We start from the raw sequence: 16,356 nt of genomic DNA on the forward strand, positions 1-16,356 counted from the left end.
ATTTCTATTATATCTTAAATACTTTTTCAAGTCTGCATCAATATTTATTGTAATTCTTAAAAAATGGTTATATACAAAGTGTGATTATCCAAAACACTTGACTAAAAAATCTGGCCGTGTTTTGTTAGGGTAGAGTCTAAATATAGAGGCTTTATTTCCCATACCTATTACCTCAGGTTATCTAAAACAACTATTTTGGATAATCTATATTTTGCTACAGAAAATCTACGACCTTTGTTGTTAGATCCTGTCTTTGATCCCCAAATTTAATGAAGTGGAGTTTGAGGATGAAATACAGAAGTGAAAATTGCAGTTCTATCCAGAGGGCAAGCTGATGACAAAGTGGTTCCAGATTGGGGTGGCACTGTTGTTGATTATCGCAGGCTTGCTGGCATTACCTATTGAAACCAAGGTGAAGCGTTATTTGAAGGGTAACGCTGATGATGTCACTCCCTCCTTAGCTGGCCCTGTCTTTAACTTGGGTGGGGGTGGGCCCGATGTAGATGAGGCGATTCAGTGGATGATTAACCAGGTTCGCGGGTGTACTAACTGCGCTACCAAAGTTGATGTTGTAGTTATTCGGGCATCTGGGAGTGATGGCTACAATCTACCAATTTACGCCATGAAGGGAGTGGACTCGGTGGAAACACTCTTTATTAACAACAGAGATGATGCTAACAAACCTGAAGTGCTCGATAAGGTGAAGAAAGCCGAAGTGATTTTCTTTGCTGGTGGCGACCAATGTAAATACATCCGCAACTGGAAAAACACTAAGCTAAAGGCTGCCGTCGAGTCAGTTTACAAAAGAGGTGGTGGTATTGGTGGCACCAGCGCGGGTGCAATGATCCAAGGTGATTACATCTTTAATGCCTGTGAAAACAGCGTTGATGCTAGGGATGCACTTGAAGATCCCTACCGGAATATTACCTTTACTTACAACTTTTTCACATGGAAGAATCTCAACGGCACCATCGTAGATACACACTTCGATAAGCGTGAAAGAATGGGTCGTTTGATGGCTTTCATTGCTCGTCAGATTAAGGACGGTGTATCGAGTAGCGCTTTAGGGATAGCGGTGAGTGAAGGTACTTCGATAGTTGTAGATAAAAACGGTTTGGCTAAAGTTATGGGTAAGGGTTCAGTTTATTTTGTACTTGGTGATCACAAGCCAGAAGTATGCGAACCCAGAACTCCGCTGACTTTTTCTAACTACAAGATTTGGAAAGTTAGGAGTGGTGGCACATTCAACTTGAAAAATAGACCGATATCAGGGTATTACCTCAGGAGTGTTAAGCGGGGACGGATCAACTCAAATCCCTATTGATCAATAATGCAAAATGGAAAGATTGAATTCTTCATTTTGAATTGATTTCTACACCAGAGTGGTTTGCTTGCGTAAACTTTCAATAGTAGAAATTGCCTGTTGTGCGACTTTGTCAATTTCTTCTGGGGTGTTGAAACGTCCAATACCAAAGCGTACCGAGGCATAAGCTAGCTGTGGTGAGTGTCCCAGTGCTGTGAGAACATGAGAGGGTGAAGTGTTTGCCGAGGTGCAAGCAGAACCAGAAGACACTGCCATTACTGGTTGTAATCCGAGGGACAGCGCGGCACCATCCACCCCCTCAACACTGATATTCAAGTTTCCCGCTAGTCGTTGGGTAGGATCTCCGTTGAGATTAACTCCCCCCAAGCTTGAAAGCTGTAACCATAATCTTTGCCTAAGTTCCATTAAGCGTTGGTTTTCTTTTGCTTGTTCTACTAAAGCGATTTCTACAGCTTTCCCAAAACCGACAATTTGCGGTGTATACAAAGTCCCAGAACGCATGCCTCGCTCATGTCCACCACCATGCATCTGGGGAGCAATTTGGACTCTGGGGTTGCGCCTGCGGACGTATAGGGCCCCGATGCCTTTCGGCCCGTATATTTTATGTGCCGTCATGGACAGCAAATCAATATTCATGCCTTGCACATCGAGAGGAATTTTACCAATTGCCTGAGCTGCATCTGTGTGAAATAGGATTTGGCGATCGCGGCAAATTTCCCCAATTTTTTCTAAGGGCTGTAATACACCAATTTCATTATTTGCCGCCATCACTGATACTAAAATTGTCTCAGGACGCAAAGCTTTTTCTAACTCAGTTAAATCAATCAGTCCATCTTGTTGAACTGGGAGAATTGTAATTTCAAAACCAAGGGTTTTTAAATATTTGCAAGGGTCAAGAACTGCACTATGTTCTGTGGCAACAGTAATAATATGCTGACCTTTGGAAAAATAAGTTTCAGCAACACCTTTAATAGCTAAGTTATTAGCTTCTGTTGCGCCACTGGTAAAAACAATTTCTTCTGGTGTGGCGTTAATAGCTGCTGCTAGAATTTCCCGCGTTTGTCTCACAGCCGCTTCTGCTTCCCAACCGTAAACATGATTATTACTGGCTGGGTTGCCAAAGTTTTCTGTGAAGTAGGGAATCATGGCAGCTAGTACCCGTTCATCTACGGGTGTGGTAGCGTGACAATCGAGATAAATAGGGCGATTAGACATAAGTAATTCAAAATTTGACCTAATTTTTTTAATATGCTGAGAACTTGGTACAGTTCATTTTCTCCTGGGGAGAAAGTAAATTTATCAGACGCGGTAATACTTTTATTGTATAATATCTGCTTGGCAGTTTTTAAGTGGTGTGATTAAATATCACCAACTTTCAATTAACTGCTAATTCTTGCAATTTTGTTAACACTGCTTGAGCATGACCTTTGGCTTTGACATTGGGCCAAGCATGGGCGATGATTCTATCAGGGGAAATTAGAAATGTTGAACGAGCTACACCCATATATTCTTTACCCATAAACTTTTTTAAGCGCCAAGCACCATAGGCTTCTGTCAGAATATGTTCTGGGTCACTCAAGAGGGTGATTGATAAGTTATGTTTATTAATAAATTTGCAATGGGTTTTACCCGAATCTGGGCTAACGCCTAATATTTTGGCTCCTAGTTGGCTGAAGTCTTGATATAAGTCGGTAAAGTCTTTTGCTTCTGTGGTACAGCCGGGGGTGTCGTCTTTGGGGTAGAAGTAAAGGATAATCCACTGTCCGCTTAAGTCGCCAAGAGTAACTAGGTTGTCATTTTGGTCGGGGGTGGAGAAGTCAGGCGCTGGTTGTCCAGTTTGGGGAATATTGGTCATGATGGGATTTTTAGAGATTGGGGCTTGAGTATTGTAGCGAGATATTGCACTTTGCCACTACAAGGTTTTTTTGTCTCACCCAGAGGCGCAAAACTGATATCCCGGAAGAAAATTAGCAATCAGGGCGATCGCACATTTTCATCATTTATGACTATAAAAAAGTTATTTCCACCTCAAAAGAGCGATCGCAAAAGTGAAAGTGAAAATGCGATGATAATGTGGTTTCACTTCGTCCATTCTCATCCTGCCAAAGTCCCATGACTCAAAATATGCGTCGCGAATTTGCCAACCGTGAGGAATTGGTAGCCTACCTCCGAGAACAATTCCCCACCGCCGATAACCATATCAGCACGATTGTGGGTGGACGCCAAGCCGGGGAGGAAGTACTGCAAAAAATAGACCCAGCAGTCTATGCAAAAACACGTAACTTATTAACTGGCGCAGTAACGCGACTTTCGCCTTATATTCGTTATGGCGTTTTCAGCTTGCGAGAAATTCGCGATTATGTGGTTAACGGTGTCAAGCACCCAGACGACGCCACTAAACTGATTAACGAATTGGGTTGGCGTGACTACTGGCAGCGATTATATATCAAATTAAAAAATGGTATTTGGCAAGATCAAGAAGAATACAAAACCGGTTACGCACCCAAGCGCTATGCAGCAGATTTACCCCAAGATATCCAAGAAAGCACCACAGGACTAGTTTGCATCGACAGTTTTAGCCGCGACTTACGAGAAACTGGCTACCTACACAACCACCCCCGGATGTGGCTAGCAGCTTACATTGTTCATTGGCGGCAGATTCGTTGGCAAGCAGGAGCGAAATGGTTTCTCCAACATCTTCTCGATGGTGACCCAGCTAGTAATAATATGTCATGGCAGTGGGTTGCCAGCACATTTAGCCATAAACCCTATTTCTTCAACCGCGAGAACCTAGAACGCTACACCAAAGGCGTTTACTGTCGCAAATGTCCCCTTTATGGTCATTGTGACTTTGAAGGCAGCTATGAAGAACTAGAACAGCGACTTTTTCCCAATGGGGAATTTAACAAACAACCAAATAGCCAAAGTTGGCAGCGTGGCAAAAAGCGATGAATCAACCAATTGTTTGGATACATGGAGACTGTCTTAGCCCCAAAAATCCCGCACTCCAAAAATACCCCAATGCTCCAGCTATTTGGGTTTGGGACGATGCTTTAATAGAAGAATGGCAACTGAGTCTCAAACGCCTGACCTTTATATATGAATGCTTACTAGAGTTACCCGTTGTGATTCGCCGTGGCAATGTGGCATCAGAAATTTTAGCCTTTTCCCAAGAGCATAATGCTAACTTAGTGGTGACAGCAGCAAGTCCCAGCCCCCGGTTTAATGATATCTGCAAGCAAATTGAGCATTCTGTAACTCTGAAAGAGCTAGAGGTAGAGCCATTTTTTGACTATGACGGCTATATTGACTTAAAGCGGTTTTCGCGCTATTGGAAAGTTGCCGAGAAATATCTTTTTGAATAGCTAAACAAGAATTATTTATTATCTATTTGATTCCTGTCTTCACTCTTTAGAAGGTAGGAAGCAAAAGCTATTTGATTTGTGTAAATACAAAATAAGCAAGCTATAGTTAATAAACCTCAGCTTCATTGAAAATATATGATTTTATTGTAGGACTTACGCACTGTACAAATTTACCCTTTTTTCAAGCTTTTTCGATGGGTCTCTTTACGCGTCCTACACGTAGTGTGCGTTCCCTAACGCACAATTTATAGGAGTTTCAATGAATAAAATTGATGAACATATTCACCATTGTTTGTCAATGCGTAAGTTCTATATTGAATACTTTAAAAAGTGATTTAGCAGTATCTTAATAGCAATGTTATTATCCCATCCGCGTAAATTTTTAACTGCACCAATAGATAAATACAACTGTAAATCTGTTATATTTTGGTTAATTAGTAGCCTAATTTTTGCAGCATTTTATGGTATTTTAGGACTACAGAGAGCCTTCAGAAGTGAATATGTCGTTCAGGATGATGCGCGAGAATATGTATTTTGGATGCAGCGATTTATAGATCCAGAATTACTGCCTCATGATTTGATTGCCGATTATTTTAAATCCATTACACCATTTGGATATGCCGCAGTTTTTAAACTGATGGCAAGTTTTGGCATCAATCCGCTTTTGTTGAGTAAAATTTTGCCCATTGTGTTGGGCTTTATTATTACCATTTATTGTTTTTGGCTATGTCTTGAATTGTTTCCAGTGCCATCTGCTGGATTTATCACTACTTTGTTACTCAATCAAAGTCTTTGGTTTAAGGATGACTTGGTTTCTGCCACACCTAGGGCTTTTATTTATCCTTTGTTCTTGGCATTTCTCTATTATCTTTTACGTGAATCCTGGCTAATTATTTGCCTGATAATTATTCTGCAAGGACTTTTCTATCCTCCACTATTACTTATTTCTCTGGGAATTTTGTGTCTGCGATTACGGAGTAATTATTTTTTGCTGGTAGCTTGCCTAGGATTAGGGTTTTTAGTAATGTTGCCCTATGCTTTAGCTTCTTCTAAATTTGGCCCAGTTGTCACAGCAACTCAAGCCTGGAAGATGCCAGAACTCTGGACAGGTGGACGGCATCCTTTTTTTGACCAGAATCCTGGCAGGTTTTGGCTGATTGGACAACATAGCGGCATCCTCCCGCCGTTAATGCCGCCGCTGATTTGGATTGGGTTGTTTTTTCCCCTGGTAATGCGCTATCGGTTTCGCTTTCCCTTGGTCAGTTTAGTTAAGCTTAAAATTAGATTATTGCCGGAAATTATTATAGTATCCTTGACTTTATATTTTGCTGCTCATTTTTTACTACTTAAGTTATTTTTTCCTACTCGGTATACAGTTCATACTTTCCGAATTATCTTGGCAATAGCTGCGGGAATCACTTTAATTGTGATGTTGGATAGTTTTTTTGATGCTTATCTACAAAAACGAAGGTTTTGGCAACTGGGATTAACAGTAAGTTTAGTAGGTGTACTCTTTCTCTACCCTAATTTATCGGGACGCTTTCCAACTACGGATTACAGAGCATCTGGAGAGTCTGCTATATATGAATATCTGCAAAAGCAACCAAAAAATAGTCTGATTGCTTCTCTCTCTGATGAAGCGGATAATATCCCGACTTTTGCCCACCGTTCTGTTTTAGTGGCTAGAGAATATGCGCTTCCTTTCCATCTTGGTTATTACTTACCAATGCGCCAACGCACTACCGATTTGATTGAGGCTCAATACAGTCAGGATTTAGCAAAAGTACAAAAGTTAATTCAAAAGTATGGAGTCAATTTTTGGATTCTGGAAAGTTCAGCTTTTAAGCTTGAGTATTTGACCAACAAAACTTGGCTGAAAAGTTTTCAACCGGCTTTTACGGAGGCTTTAAGCAGTTTGAAACAGGGGGATATTCCAGCGTTAGCGAGGGTAAGTAAACAATGTGCTGTTTTAGAAACTGAACGTTTTATGATACTAAGAGCAGACTGTATTGTTCGTTCATCTCAGCGATAATATTTAGTTTAAGTAAGATATCAAACACTGTTGTTTGGCAGTGGGACAATTTAAATTCCTTATTCAGTAGTAAAGGTTGCCCAAAAAAATGCAAAATAAATGTGGTTAGTCATGGTGAATACCTGGAAATGCCGACTACACTTGCTGACGCACAAAATTTGCTTTCTGACTTGATTGCCCGCTACGCATCCCGCGTAGACTATCTGATGATTCGCCTGGAAGAAGCTGAAGGGACGGATATCTTGTTGCGTGGCGACAAGGTAGAAACTCTCTGCGAAGGCATCTCTATTGGTGGGCATATTCGCGCTTGTTATAAAGGTGGATGGGGGTTGAGTAGCTTTAACCAGCTGGCGACGATTAAAGAACGGATAGAGGAAGCGATCGCAGCTGCGCGAATGGTTGGTGATGAAGAAACTTTGCTAGCCCCCATTGATCCGGTGCAAGTCATCTGCCAGTTACCCTTGACTGGTGTCGATCCGCGCAAAATTGACCTGAGGCAAAAGAAAGAATTGTGCGATCGCTATACCGACTTGCTCAAAAGTGTTGACTCTCGCATTACCACTACCTCCGTGCGCTACGCTGACAGCGCCCAAAAAGTGATCCTCGCTACCTCGGAAGGCACCTTGATTCAGCAATCTTGGGTAGATATGGAAATGCGCTTTGCTGCCACCGCTAGAAACGGCGAAACCGTACAAACTGGCAGGGAAACTACTGGTTCTCGCAAAGCCTACGAAGATTTAACAGATTTAGATACACAAGTCAAGAGTGCCGCCGAAAGAGCCGTTGGGGCCTTATCTCTACCATCAGTGAAAGGCAACACTTACAGCGTAGTAATTGACCCAATTCTCAGCGGTTTATTTGTCCACGAAGCCTTTGGGCATCTTTCGGAAGCTGATATGGCTTACGAAAACCCCGACTTGCTGGAAGTCATGACTATTGGACGGCGCTTTGGCCCAGCAGAACTGCAAATTTTTGATGGTGCTGCCCCAGAGGGACATCGTGGTAGTTATTTGTACGACGACGAAGGCACACCTGCTACTACTACCCAACTGATTAAAAATGGTGTTTTAGTGGGGCGTTTACATTCCCGTGAAACCGCTGGCAAATTGGCGGAAGCACCTACAGGTAACGCCCGTTGTCTCAATTACCACTTTTCGCCCATTGTCCGCATGACCAATACCTGGATTGCTAGGGGTAATACGCCAGTTGAAGACTTATTTACTGGCATTAAAGAAGGAGTATATGCCCGCAATTGGTTAGGGGGGATGACCAATGGAGAAATGTTCACCTTTAGCGCTGGGGAAGCGTGGATGATTAGAAACGGCAAGATTACTGAACCTGTGCGGGATGTAACGCTGTCGGGTAATGTTTTCCAAACCCTAGCGGATATTGAAGCAATTGGTGATGACTTCTACTGGGATGAATCCGGGGGTTGCGGTAAAGGTGGACAAAACGGTTTACCTGTAGGTTGTGGTGGCCCTAGTCTGCGAATTCGAGATGTAGTTGTTGGGGGAGAAGCTTAAGATTGGGAAATGCCGAAGAACTAGAAGTTGCAGAACCATACAAAGGAAGTTAGCAAGACAAGGACTAACTTAAAATTCATGGAAAATGCACCTTCCTCATGAGCCAAGTTTAAGTTTTATTACTCAATCAGTACTGGCTTGAGTAAAGCTATCCACATATCGGCAGGGTCAGAGTAATAATCAATTTCCTCAATTTGATAACGATAAAATTTCCGATCTTGTTGCAAAATAATGAGATCGCCAGGTTTGATACCTTTACCAAATCCAGTCATACAACCTCGCATGCCTTCATTTAGCGACTCAAATATGTAGTCGCTTCCCCAAACTAATTCGCTGTAATCATGTGCTTTATGCTGCCGTTTCAATTCATGTTTCGGGCGAAAAAGCACGGTGAATAAACTTAAAAAACTCCAACTTAAGTTCATACCTGTTCTGATAAAAGACATAAGTGAGTTATCCCAAAGAAGAAGAATATATCTAAAAAATCAAAATTCTGGCTTCTAAGTAGCTCAACCTAATTAAACATAAAACGTTTTTGTACTAACCGTGGGCGGCTCTGTTTTTAATACCTTCAATAATAGCGATCGCTAGATGAATCTAAATCTTGAGCAGTCACCAATCCGGAACAGAAGGCGTGAAAAATCTAGTCAGTAATCAACTGGATTATGATGTAATTAAGACAATGAACCACCCAAAAGAACAAAGTATCTACACCCATAAACAGGAATACATAAATTCCCAGAATTTTATTGTAAACAGCCTTAAAGATTTTTATTGTAATTCAGCACTAAAGAGTAAAAATCATTCTTTTTGAATATTTTATGATTAATTAATATTTTAAAAAAAAATTAAAGATTTAAACCGTAAAATTACTACCTTACCGAACTAACTTAAGTAGAGCAACGTAAATAATTACAGGATATTTGTAGTGCAAAATAGCGTTCGCGTAGGGTGCCGTAGGCTCTATGAGAGAATTTTGAATTGGTATTACTTATTGGGTAAATCTTGTCAAAATATACCTGTGGCAGACTACGCTAAGAAAAAGCTGTTCAAGGTTGAGTATTAGTCATTACTCCCTTTTTTCAGGGCTTCATCTACCTGCTTCAGTAGTAGGGCTAGGGTGGAAGAATTATCTAAAACAACATCAGCACGAGAGACTTTTTCGTCCATAGATAATTGGCTGTTAATCCTCGCTATTGCTTGTTCTGTATTTAAATTATTTCTTTGTATTAATCTTTGAATTTGCTGTTGCTGTGAACAACTTACTACCCAGATTTCAGTAACCAAATCGGTCATTTCAGCTTCAAATAATAAAGGTATGACTAACACCAGTGTTTGTGCAGGTGATTCAGCAATGGCATTGAGAGAGCGCTTTCTTACTTGAGGATGAATCAATCCTTCTAACCAATGGCGTTCTTGTGGAGAATTAAAAATAACTTCCCCTAGATATTGACGGTTAAGGCTACCATCTGCTGATAAAATCTGTGTCCCATAACGTTGAGCGATCGCACCGAGAATAGGCGAACCTATAGTTACTGTATCTCTAGCATAAATATCTGCATCCAAAACCGGCAGATTGTAAGCACTAGCCAAATAATTGGCAACAGTAGTTTTACCAGTAGCGATACCACCAGTTAAGCCGATTAAGCGTTTTTTCATTAGTCATTAGTCATTTGTTACTTAGAATTAGTTGCCCATTTGATTAGTGCTTGAGTTAAGCCTTCTAAAGTATATTCTTCCGCTTCTATATCTACGCGCCCAAATAAAGCACGGCAAGTTTTTGAGGTTTGGGGGCCAATAGAAGCAATACAAATTTTGTCTGAATAGGTTTTAACTATATTTTCTGCGAATTTACTTGCTGTTAATTGCCAGAAAAATTGCACAGTTTTAGAACTAGCAAAAGTAATTATATCTATTGTACGGTTTTGTAAAGCTAACTCTGCTGCTGGGGGAATACTACTGGGACAGTAAGATTCATAAGCGGCAACTTCTATCACCTGGGCACCTGTGGCGGTTAATTGTTTTACCAAAACGTCTCTACCACCGCTTTCAACTCTAGGAAATAAAACTGTTTTACCTGATATGTCTTCAGGGAAATTTTCCACTAAAGAATCAGCGACAAACCTGGGGGGAATAAAATCTGGTTGGATGCCGTATTGTTTGAGACTTTGAGCAGTTTTTTCACCAACAACGGCAATTTTGAGGTTAGCTAAGGCACGGGTATCTTTACCTAGGGCGGTTAACCTAGCAAAAAAGTAGTCTACACCGTTGGTAGAAGTGAGGATTAACCAGTCAAAGTCAGATAAATTAGCGATCGCCCGATCTAACTCTTCCCAACTAGTCGGCGGGCCAATTTCTAAGGTAGGCATTTCAATTACTGTTGCACCTGATGCAGTGAGGAGATCGCTAAATTGACTCGATTGTCCAACTGAACGTGTCACCAGAATCGTTTTACCAGCGAGGGGGAGATTGCTTGACATAGCTAACGGACTAAAAATTTTGACTGTAGTTGAATGTTCAGAATATATTTTCTCAGGTTGTAAGTACTTGCGTAACCTAACAACTTCCCCAACCACAATTACCACCGGAGAAAGAGATAAACTAGCGGTTTGTTCGAGAATATTCCCCAGTTCAGCTGTCCAGATTTGTTGACTAGGAGTTCCAGCCCAACGGATAATGGCAATAGGCGTGGAATGCGATCGCCCGTAGCGCCCCAATTGATGGACAATCTCTGGCAGATTTTGCCCCCCCATCAAAATCACCAATGTTTCCAACCGTGATAGCGCTTCCCAGTCTAAAACCTCTGGTTCGTGTGCCGTCAACACAGCAAAACAGCAACTGAGAACCGGATCTGTCAGCGGAATTCCTGCCAATAAGGGTGCAGCAAGGGCTGAGGAAATTCCTGGTATGACTTCAAATTCACAACCCGATGCTTTTAATGCCTCAATTTCAGCAGTACAGCGCCCAAATATAAATGGATCGCCTGATTTTAGCCTGACAACTTGTTTCCCTTCCTGGCAATATTTTACTAGTAACTTGTTAATTTCAGTTTGGGAAGTGCTGGGTTTACCACCACGTTTACCGACATCCAGCTTTAAACAATCAGGTGGTACACACTGCAATAATTGGGCATCTACTAAGGCATCATAGACCAATACTTGAGCCGCAGCTAAGAGATTGTAAGCTTTTACCGTCAGGTATGCGGCGTCTCCAGGCCCAGCACCTACAAGGTAAACTTTGCCTTTTTCTTCAGCCATGATTTCAGTTAAGTTGATTAGGAAGAGAAACCCTCATCTGAGCCAAAACAAGAGTCAAACAATTTTAGATTTTGGATTTTGGATTATTTTTCGATTCAAGCCCCGCCCCTTGCGGAATCTAAAATTTGGTCAACATGACTCATAGAGACTTTCAAGAACATCTGACTACAATTTGCTAATTTCTTGGAGAATTTGTTCAAGCTGCTGGGCTTTTTGAGGATTGCGCTGTTTTTGGAATAATTCTTTAGCTTGTTGGAGGTTAGTTCTGGCTTCTGCTGGCTTTTCTTGCTGCATGAGAACATTCGCCAAACGCAAGTAAGCATCAGCATTTTTGGGACTGCGGCTAATTACTTCGCAGAACAATTCCTTAGCTTCCTCTATTTGCCCTTTTTGATTGAGAATATCTCCCAAAAGTAAGCGTACCACATCATTAGTAGAGTTGATAGCAATGACTTTTCTAAAAGCTGCTTCTGCACCTTGGTAATCTTTTGCCTGATAAAGCTTGACTCCTTGTTGGTACAAATTAGATGTGATCAAGGTTTTCCAACCAAAATAACCGAGAATGGCGAGACTGGAACCCACCACAAGAATTGCAATGATATCATTTGTGGGCAGACTTTCTGACATTATTTTAAGCTAAAATGCAGGCAATGGGAAATATTAGATATTCTAGGAAAAAGAGTTTCCAGATAAATTGATAGAAGCGGGCGATCGCACTTTTATCTTGCAAATTCACCGACCAACTTTGTAACCACATCACAACCAGCAATACCAGGTGAGTGATCACCAGAAATACGGCGTTAATGTCAGCAATGCGGAGTACACCAGCGAGAATTACCCCTAAATAGCAGACAGTCAACACCCAAAGCGCCAGATTAAACACTGCTTGCGCCCCAAGTTGGAGAGTAAAAGTAGTAATATTGTAGAGGCGATCGCCTTCCATATCGGGGATATCCTTAAAAATAGCGATCGCAAAAGTAAACACCAAAACAAACAAAGTCAGCACCCAGACCACAGGCGGAATTGCTTGGCTTTGTTGCAATACCCAGCTAAAGTGTAAAAACAGCCCTAAATTTACAATTGTCCCCCGCACAGAAAAAATACACAATGCCGCCCAAAAGGGAAACTGTTTTAAGCGAATCGGGGGTAAAGAATAAGCCGTACCAATCGCCAAACTAATAGCCACCATCCCCAGCAAAAAAGGCCCAGATAGCCAAGCCAAAACTAGCGCTAAAATCCCAGTAACGATGACAATTAATTGTCCAGTGCGGCGGGAAAAAGCTCCAGATGCTAGTGGTAAATCAGGCTTATTAATCTTGTCAATTTCAATATCTTCTAATTGATTTAACCCCACAATATAGACATTGCCACACAAACAGGCAATCCACGTTGCCAAAAGTTGTTCTAGATGAATACTAGAAAATTCTGTTGAAGATACAGCAACGGCAATCAAATACAAACCCAACACACTCAGACTCGTGCCTATAATCGTGTGCGGACGGGAAAACTTCCAAAAACTATCAAGCCAACTAGCCCGAACACTAGAAGACTTTTGTCCAGAAAACTGATTCATTCTTTATCCTCTCTGCGGTTCGTTACTTACTTCCTGCCACATAACAAACCAAATTTAATCAACCCAGATTGATAACCCCGACTCATCAACCCCAGAGACAACGCCCCTTGGATTGTACTCCAACCCGAAAGCAGTAACCCCACAAATGCCTGGGGAGTGAAAGCCGAATCAATCACAAAATTCCAAAAAGGGGCCACAGCGGTTGACCAATCAGCAGTGCGGAGATTGCGTAACGGAAGTTGAAGAGCTAGAGCTTCATACTCTGGCAAAGAAATCACATAAGGCAAACAATACACCCGATAAATATCCTGCAAATGCTTTTGCTCATCTGCCGTCAGCGGAGACTGATCAATTGGTCGATGACACCAAGTCACCATAATCAAAGTCCCACCAGGCTTTAACACCCGGTAGCACTCTTGCATAAACTTGGCTTTATCTGGCATGTGTTCACCACTTTCTAGCGACCAAACCAAGTCAAAAGAATTGTCAGCAAAGGGCATTGCTTGAGCATTAGCCACCAGAAACTGACTTCTATCATTCAAATTAGCCGCTATAGCTCTTTCTGTGGCTCTAGCCGCTTGCACCGGACTCAGGGTAATTCCTGTGGCTCTAGCATGAAATTTTTCTGCTAAATAGAGAGAACTGCCGCCAATGCCACAACCCACATCTAAGATATTTTCTGCTACCTCTACCCCAGCCCAGTTCAACAGTTCTTCGATTAAATCAATCTGCGCCTGACGACGGTCTTTTTTCTGAGTACCGTCTGGGCCATAGTAGCCGTGATGCATATGTTCACCCCAAATCTGTTCCCATAGACCAGAGGAAGCATCATAAAATTGTTGAATTTGCTGGTAAAGCGTTGCACTCATGAATCCACCAGATTAAGACAAAGCTGCATAAAAAAACATATTGGTAGGCTACCATGTGTGTTTTTAATTAGATCAGGCTATTTTTACTTCCAGGAAAAGCAAACCCTGGTCTACCCTGCTGGCAAAAAGTTATCAACTTGATCCTGAGCAAATCTAAAACCCAGAATTTGCATCGAACAAGCAGTCATAATAGTTGCTACAGGTGGTTTGGGCAATTTAAAATTTTCACTTTTGAATTATTTATGACTGTTGCTCGCACGATTTGTTTGGGATTTCTGGCTGTCATCCTGGTGGGAACCATGCTGTTGATGATGCCTTTCTCAACTAGCAGTGGTACGTGGAATGACCCGATTGTGGCACTATTCACCTCTACCTCGGCAGTTTGCGTTACAGGCTTATCAGTAGTTGATCCTGGTACTTTTTTTTCTTTTTGGGGTCAGTTGTTCATTGCACTGTTAGCTCAAATTGGCGGTTTGGGCTACATGACAACCTCCACCTTTCTAATTTTGTTAATTGGACGGAGGTTTGATCTACGGCAAAAAGTAGCAATTCAACAAGCTTTAGATAGACCAGGAATGAGTGGTAGCGCTCAAATTATCCGCTCAATCATTGCTACAACTATGATTTTTGAAATCACTGGAATATTGTTATTACTACCAGCTTTTGTTCCCGATTATGGATGGAACCAAGGACTGTGGTTGGCAGTATTTCATAGTGTTAATGCTTGGAATAATGCGGGTTTTAGCCTGTTTAAAGACAATTTAATTGGCTATCAATCATCTTTTTTAGTCGTTGCGACGATTACAGGATTAATTATATTTGGTGGCATTGGTTATCAGGTAATTTTAGATATTTACCTTTGGCTGCGCGATCGCCTACAAAAAAAGACACAGGCTTTAGTTTTTTCCCTAGATTTTAAAGTTGCTACTAGCACAACCATAATACTTTTATTGCTAGGAGCAATTGCATTTTTCTGTATAGAGTTCAGGAACCCTGAAACATTTAGTTCTTTGAGTTTACGTGACCAGTTATTAGTAGCTTGGTTTCAATCAGTTACGCCTAGAACTGCTGGCTTTAACACCATTGATATTGGAAAAATGACCGATGCTGGTTTATTTATTACAATTGCCTTGATGTTTATTGGTGCAAGTCCAGGTGGTACGGGAGGTGGGATAAAAACAACAACCCTGAGAGTTCTTACCAGTTGTACAAAAGCAATACTCCAGGGTAAAGAAGAAGTTTTACTATATGATCGCAAGATAGCAATATCCTTAATTTTGAAAGCTGTTGGGGTATTGGTGGGTTCAATAGCAACCGTAATTCTGGCAACGATTTTAATTAGTCTCACAGATCCCAAATTGGAGTTTATTCAAATTCTATTTGAGGTGGTATCAGCCTTTGCTACAGTCGGTCTTTCTACAGGCATAACTAGTAGTGTTTCTATAGCAGCAAAGCTGATATTAATTATCACAATGTATATTGGGAGAGTTGGTGTTTTATTATTTATGTCAGCTATATTAGGCGACCCCCGTCCCACTAGAATTCACTATCCTGAAGAAAATTTACTAGTAGGATAATTCAGCAGACATGGGGAAAAAATGACAAATATAGATTGAGAAAAAGATATCAAGTTTCCACAGCATTAATTTGCAAATTTTCCATCAAAATTATAAAATGGAAAATTAAATAACAAACAAAAAATGACTAGTAAATTATGAACCTTTCATCATTAAATTTTTTTCGCACTTTACGTAAAGATAACCAGCAATTTGCCGTAATTGGGTTAGGTCGTTTTGGTCGATCTGTCTCTTCTACACTGCATAATTTAGGTTATCAAGTCCTAGCCACAGATATTGATGAAAAGCGGGTATGCGAAGCATTAACTGAAGAAATAGTCAGTCATGCCTTGCAACTAGACTCAACCGAACCAGCCGCCCTTAAAGAAGCTGGTATTTTTGAATTTGATACCGTCATTGTAGCGATTGGTAATTATATTCAAGAAAGTATTATTACTACTCTCAATGTGAAAGAGGGTGGTGTACCCCACGTAGTTGCTAAAGCATCTAGTGAGGTTCACCGCAAGCTGTTAAAGCGAGTCGGTGCAGATCATGTAGTTTTTCCTGAGTATGAAGCGGGTTCTGCCTTAGCACGTACACTTACCAAACCATCAATTCTAGAGCGATTTGACCTCGACCCAGATCACAGCATTGTAGAGTTGATTGTTCCTGATGAATTTCAGGGCAAAACCATCACCGAAATCCAACTTCGTAACCGTTATGGTTTAAATGTGTTGGCGGTGAGTCAGGATGGTAAATTTCAAATTAATCCTGACCCGACTAAGCGTCTAGAACGTGGTTCGGTAATGGTAGTTATTGGCTGCAACAGAGATATTAATCGCTTGCCAATTTAACCT

Annotated in this window: 16 protein-coding genes; 8 read left to right on the forward strand and 8 right to left on the reverse strand. The window is 41.2% G+C overall.

Annotated elements, in window-relative coordinates:
• The first annotated feature begins 334 nt into the window (after window positions 1-334).
• A complete protein-coding gene (locus tag H6G32_RS01480) occupies window positions 335-1,324 on the forward strand; it encodes a cyanophycinase (protein WP_190453707.1) in 990 nt (329 codons plus the stop codon).
• A 48-nt stretch (window positions 1,325-1,372) separates the two neighbouring features.
• Here the strand turns inward: H6G32_RS01480 and H6G32_RS01485 are convergent, their stop codons facing one another.
• Window positions 1,373-2,539 carry an IscS subfamily cysteine desulfurase gene (locus H6G32_RS01485; protein WP_190453709.1) on the reverse strand — a complete coding sequence of 389 codons (1,167 nt, stop codon included), beginning with the start codon at window positions 2,537-2,539 and terminating at the stop codon, window positions 1,373-1,375.
• Between the two features lie 160 nt (window positions 2,540-2,699).
• Window positions 2,700-3,179 carry a thioredoxin-dependent thiol peroxidase gene (bcp, locus tag H6G32_RS01490; RefSeq protein ID WP_190453712.1) on the reverse strand — a complete coding sequence of 160 codons (480 nt, stop codon included), beginning with the start codon at window positions 3,177-3,179 and terminating at the stop codon, window positions 2,700-2,702.
• 24 nt (window positions 3,180-3,203) lie between these two features.
• Between bcp and H6G32_RS01495 the strand changes: the two genes are divergently transcribed.
• The 5 genes from H6G32_RS01495 (at window position 3,204) to H6G32_RS01515 (ending at window position 8,244) form a co-directional block, all read left to right on the forward strand.
• Complete coding sequence (locus H6G32_RS01495) at window positions 3,204-3,440, forward strand: hypothetical protein (RefSeq protein WP_190453715.1); 237 nt, start codon at window positions 3,204-3,206, stop codon at window positions 3,438-3,440.
• Window positions 3,437-4,276, forward strand: a complete 840-nt coding sequence (locus tag H6G32_RS01500) for an FAD-binding domain-containing protein (protein ID WP_190453718.1) — start codon at window positions 3,437-3,439, stop codon at window positions 4,274-4,276. Before H6G32_RS01495 ends, H6G32_RS01500 begins: the two co-directional genes overlap by 4 nt.
• Window positions 4,273-4,689, forward strand: a complete 417-nt coding sequence (locus H6G32_RS01505; RefSeq protein WP_190453722.1) for a hypothetical protein — start codon at window positions 4,273-4,275, stop codon at window positions 4,687-4,689. The genes H6G32_RS01500 and H6G32_RS01505 overlap by 4 nt, the downstream gene beginning before the upstream one ends.
• Window positions 4,690-5,044: 355 nt before the next feature.
• A complete protein-coding gene (locus H6G32_RS01510; protein WP_199327947.1) occupies window positions 5,045-6,721 on the forward strand; it encodes a hypothetical protein in 1,677 nt (558 codons plus the stop codon).
• A gap of 128 nt (window positions 6,722-6,849) precedes the next feature.
• Window positions 6,850-8,244 carry a TldD/PmbA family protein gene (locus H6G32_RS01515; RefSeq protein ID WP_190453725.1) on the forward strand — a complete coding sequence of 465 codons (1,395 nt, stop codon included), beginning with the start codon at window positions 6,850-6,852 and terminating at the stop codon, window positions 8,242-8,244.
• Between the two features lie 119 nt (window positions 8,245-8,363).
• On the opposite strand, the gene H6G32_RS01520 is transcribed toward H6G32_RS01515, so the two are convergent.
• The 6 genes from H6G32_RS01520 to H6G32_RS01545 form a co-directional block, all read right to left on the reverse strand.
• Window positions 8,364-8,690, reverse strand: a complete 327-nt coding sequence (locus H6G32_RS01520) for a hypothetical protein (RefSeq protein ID WP_190453728.1) — start codon at window positions 8,688-8,690, stop codon at window positions 8,364-8,366.
• 616 nt (window positions 8,691-9,306) lie between these two features.
• Window positions 9,307-9,903, reverse strand: coding sequence for a dephospho-CoA kinase (gene coaE / locus H6G32_RS01525; protein WP_190453731.1), 597 nt, complete (start codon window positions 9,901-9,903; stop codon window positions 9,307-9,309).
• A 17-nt stretch (window positions 9,904-9,920) separates the two neighbouring features.
• Entirely contained in the window at window positions 9,921-11,501 is a 1,581-nt protein-coding gene (cobA, locus tag H6G32_RS01530) for a uroporphyrinogen-III C-methyltransferase (RefSeq protein WP_190453734.1), read from the reverse strand.
• Between the two features lie 165 nt (window positions 11,502-11,666).
• Window positions 11,667-12,128 (reverse strand): tetratricopeptide repeat protein, encoded by a 462-nt coding sequence (locus H6G32_RS01535; protein WP_190453737.1) that lies wholly within the window; start codon window positions 12,126-12,128, stop codon window positions 11,667-11,669.
• Between the two features lie 4 nt (window positions 12,129-12,132).
• Window positions 12,133-13,074 carry a homogentisate phytyltransferase gene (locus H6G32_RS01540; protein ID WP_190453740.1) on the reverse strand — a complete coding sequence of 314 codons (942 nt, stop codon included), beginning with the start codon at window positions 13,072-13,074 and terminating at the stop codon, window positions 12,133-12,135.
• 26 nt (window positions 13,075-13,100) lie between these two features.
• The gene (locus H6G32_RS01545; protein ID WP_190453743.1) at window positions 13,101-13,943 is read right to left on the reverse strand and encodes a methyltransferase domain-containing protein; all 843 of its coding nucleotides are present in this window, start codon (window positions 13,941-13,943) and stop codon (window positions 13,101-13,103) included.
• Window positions 13,944-14,185: 242 nt separating this feature from the next.
• Here H6G32_RS01545 and H6G32_RS01550 point away from each other — a divergent pair, with 242 nt between their 5' ends.
• Together H6G32_RS01550 and H6G32_RS01555 are read left to right on the forward strand one after the other, a co-directional pair.
• Window positions 14,186-15,520: a TrkH family potassium uptake protein gene (locus tag H6G32_RS01550; RefSeq protein WP_190453747.1), complete on the forward strand. Its 1,335-nt coding sequence runs from the start codon at window positions 14,186-14,188 to the stop codon at window positions 15,518-15,520.
• Window positions 15,521-15,657: 137 nt separating this feature from the next.
• Entirely contained in the window at window positions 15,658-16,353 is a 696-nt protein-coding gene (locus H6G32_RS01555) for a potassium channel family protein (RefSeq protein WP_190453750.1), read from the forward strand.
• Window positions 16,354-16,356: the final 3 nt, after the last annotated feature.

The organism is Cylindrospermum sp. FACHB-282 (assembly GCF_014697195.1).
Lineage (GTDB): Bacteria > Cyanobacteriota > Cyanobacteriia > Cyanobacteriales > Nostocaceae > Cylindrospermum.

Coding starts and splice junctions, on each gene's coding strand:
- H6G32_RS01500 (WP_190453718.1), top strand. CDS start 3,437: ATGACTCAAAATATGCGTCGCGAATTTGCCAACCGTGAGGAATTGGTA.
- H6G32_RS01535 (WP_190453737.1), bottom strand. CDS start 12,128: ATGTCAGAAAGTCTGCCCACAAATGATATCATTGCAATTCTTGTGGTG.
- H6G32_RS01550 (WP_190453747.1), top strand. CDS start 14,186: ATGACTGTTGCTCGCACGATTTGTTTGGGATTTCTGGCTGTCATCCTG.
- H6G32_RS01545 (WP_190453743.1), bottom strand. CDS start 13,943: ATGAGTGCAACGCTTTACCAGCAAATTCAACAATTTTATGATGCTTCC.
- H6G32_RS01510 (WP_199327947.1), top strand. CDS start 5,045: ATGTTATTATCCCATCCGCGTAAATTTTTAACTGCACCAATAGATAAA.
- H6G32_RS01480 (WP_190453707.1), top strand. CDS start 335: ATGACAAAGTGGTTCCAGATTGGGGTGGCACTGTTGTTGATTATCGCA.
- cobA (WP_190453734.1), bottom strand. CDS start 11,501: ATGGCTGAAGAAAAAGGCAAAGTTTACCTTGTAGGTGCTGGGCCTGGA.
- bcp (WP_190453712.1), bottom strand. CDS start 3,179: ATGACCAATATTCCCCAAACTGGACAACCAGCGCCTGACTTCTCCACC.
- H6G32_RS01540 (WP_190453740.1), bottom strand. CDS start 13,074: ATGAATCAGTTTTCTGGACAAAAGTCTTCTAGTGTTCGGGCTAGTTGG.
- H6G32_RS01520 (WP_190453728.1), bottom strand. CDS start 8,690: ATGTCTTTTATCAGAACAGGTATGAACTTAAGTTGGAGTTTTTTAAGT.
- H6G32_RS01555 (WP_190453750.1), top strand. CDS start 15,658: ATGAACCTTTCATCATTAAATTTTTTTCGCACTTTACGTAAAGATAAC.
- H6G32_RS01485 (WP_190453709.1), bottom strand. CDS start 2,539: ATGTCTAATCGCCCTATTTATCTCGATTGTCACGCTACCACACCCGTA.
- H6G32_RS01505 (WP_190453722.1), top strand. CDS start 4,273: ATGAATCAACCAATTGTTTGGATACATGGAGACTGTCTTAGCCCCAAA.
- coaE (WP_190453731.1), bottom strand. CDS start 9,903: ATGAAAAAACGCTTAATCGGCTTAACTGGTGGTATCGCTACTGGTAAA.
- H6G32_RS01515 (WP_190453725.1), top strand. CDS start 6,850: ATGCCGACTACACTTGCTGACGCACAAAATTTGCTTTCTGACTTGATT.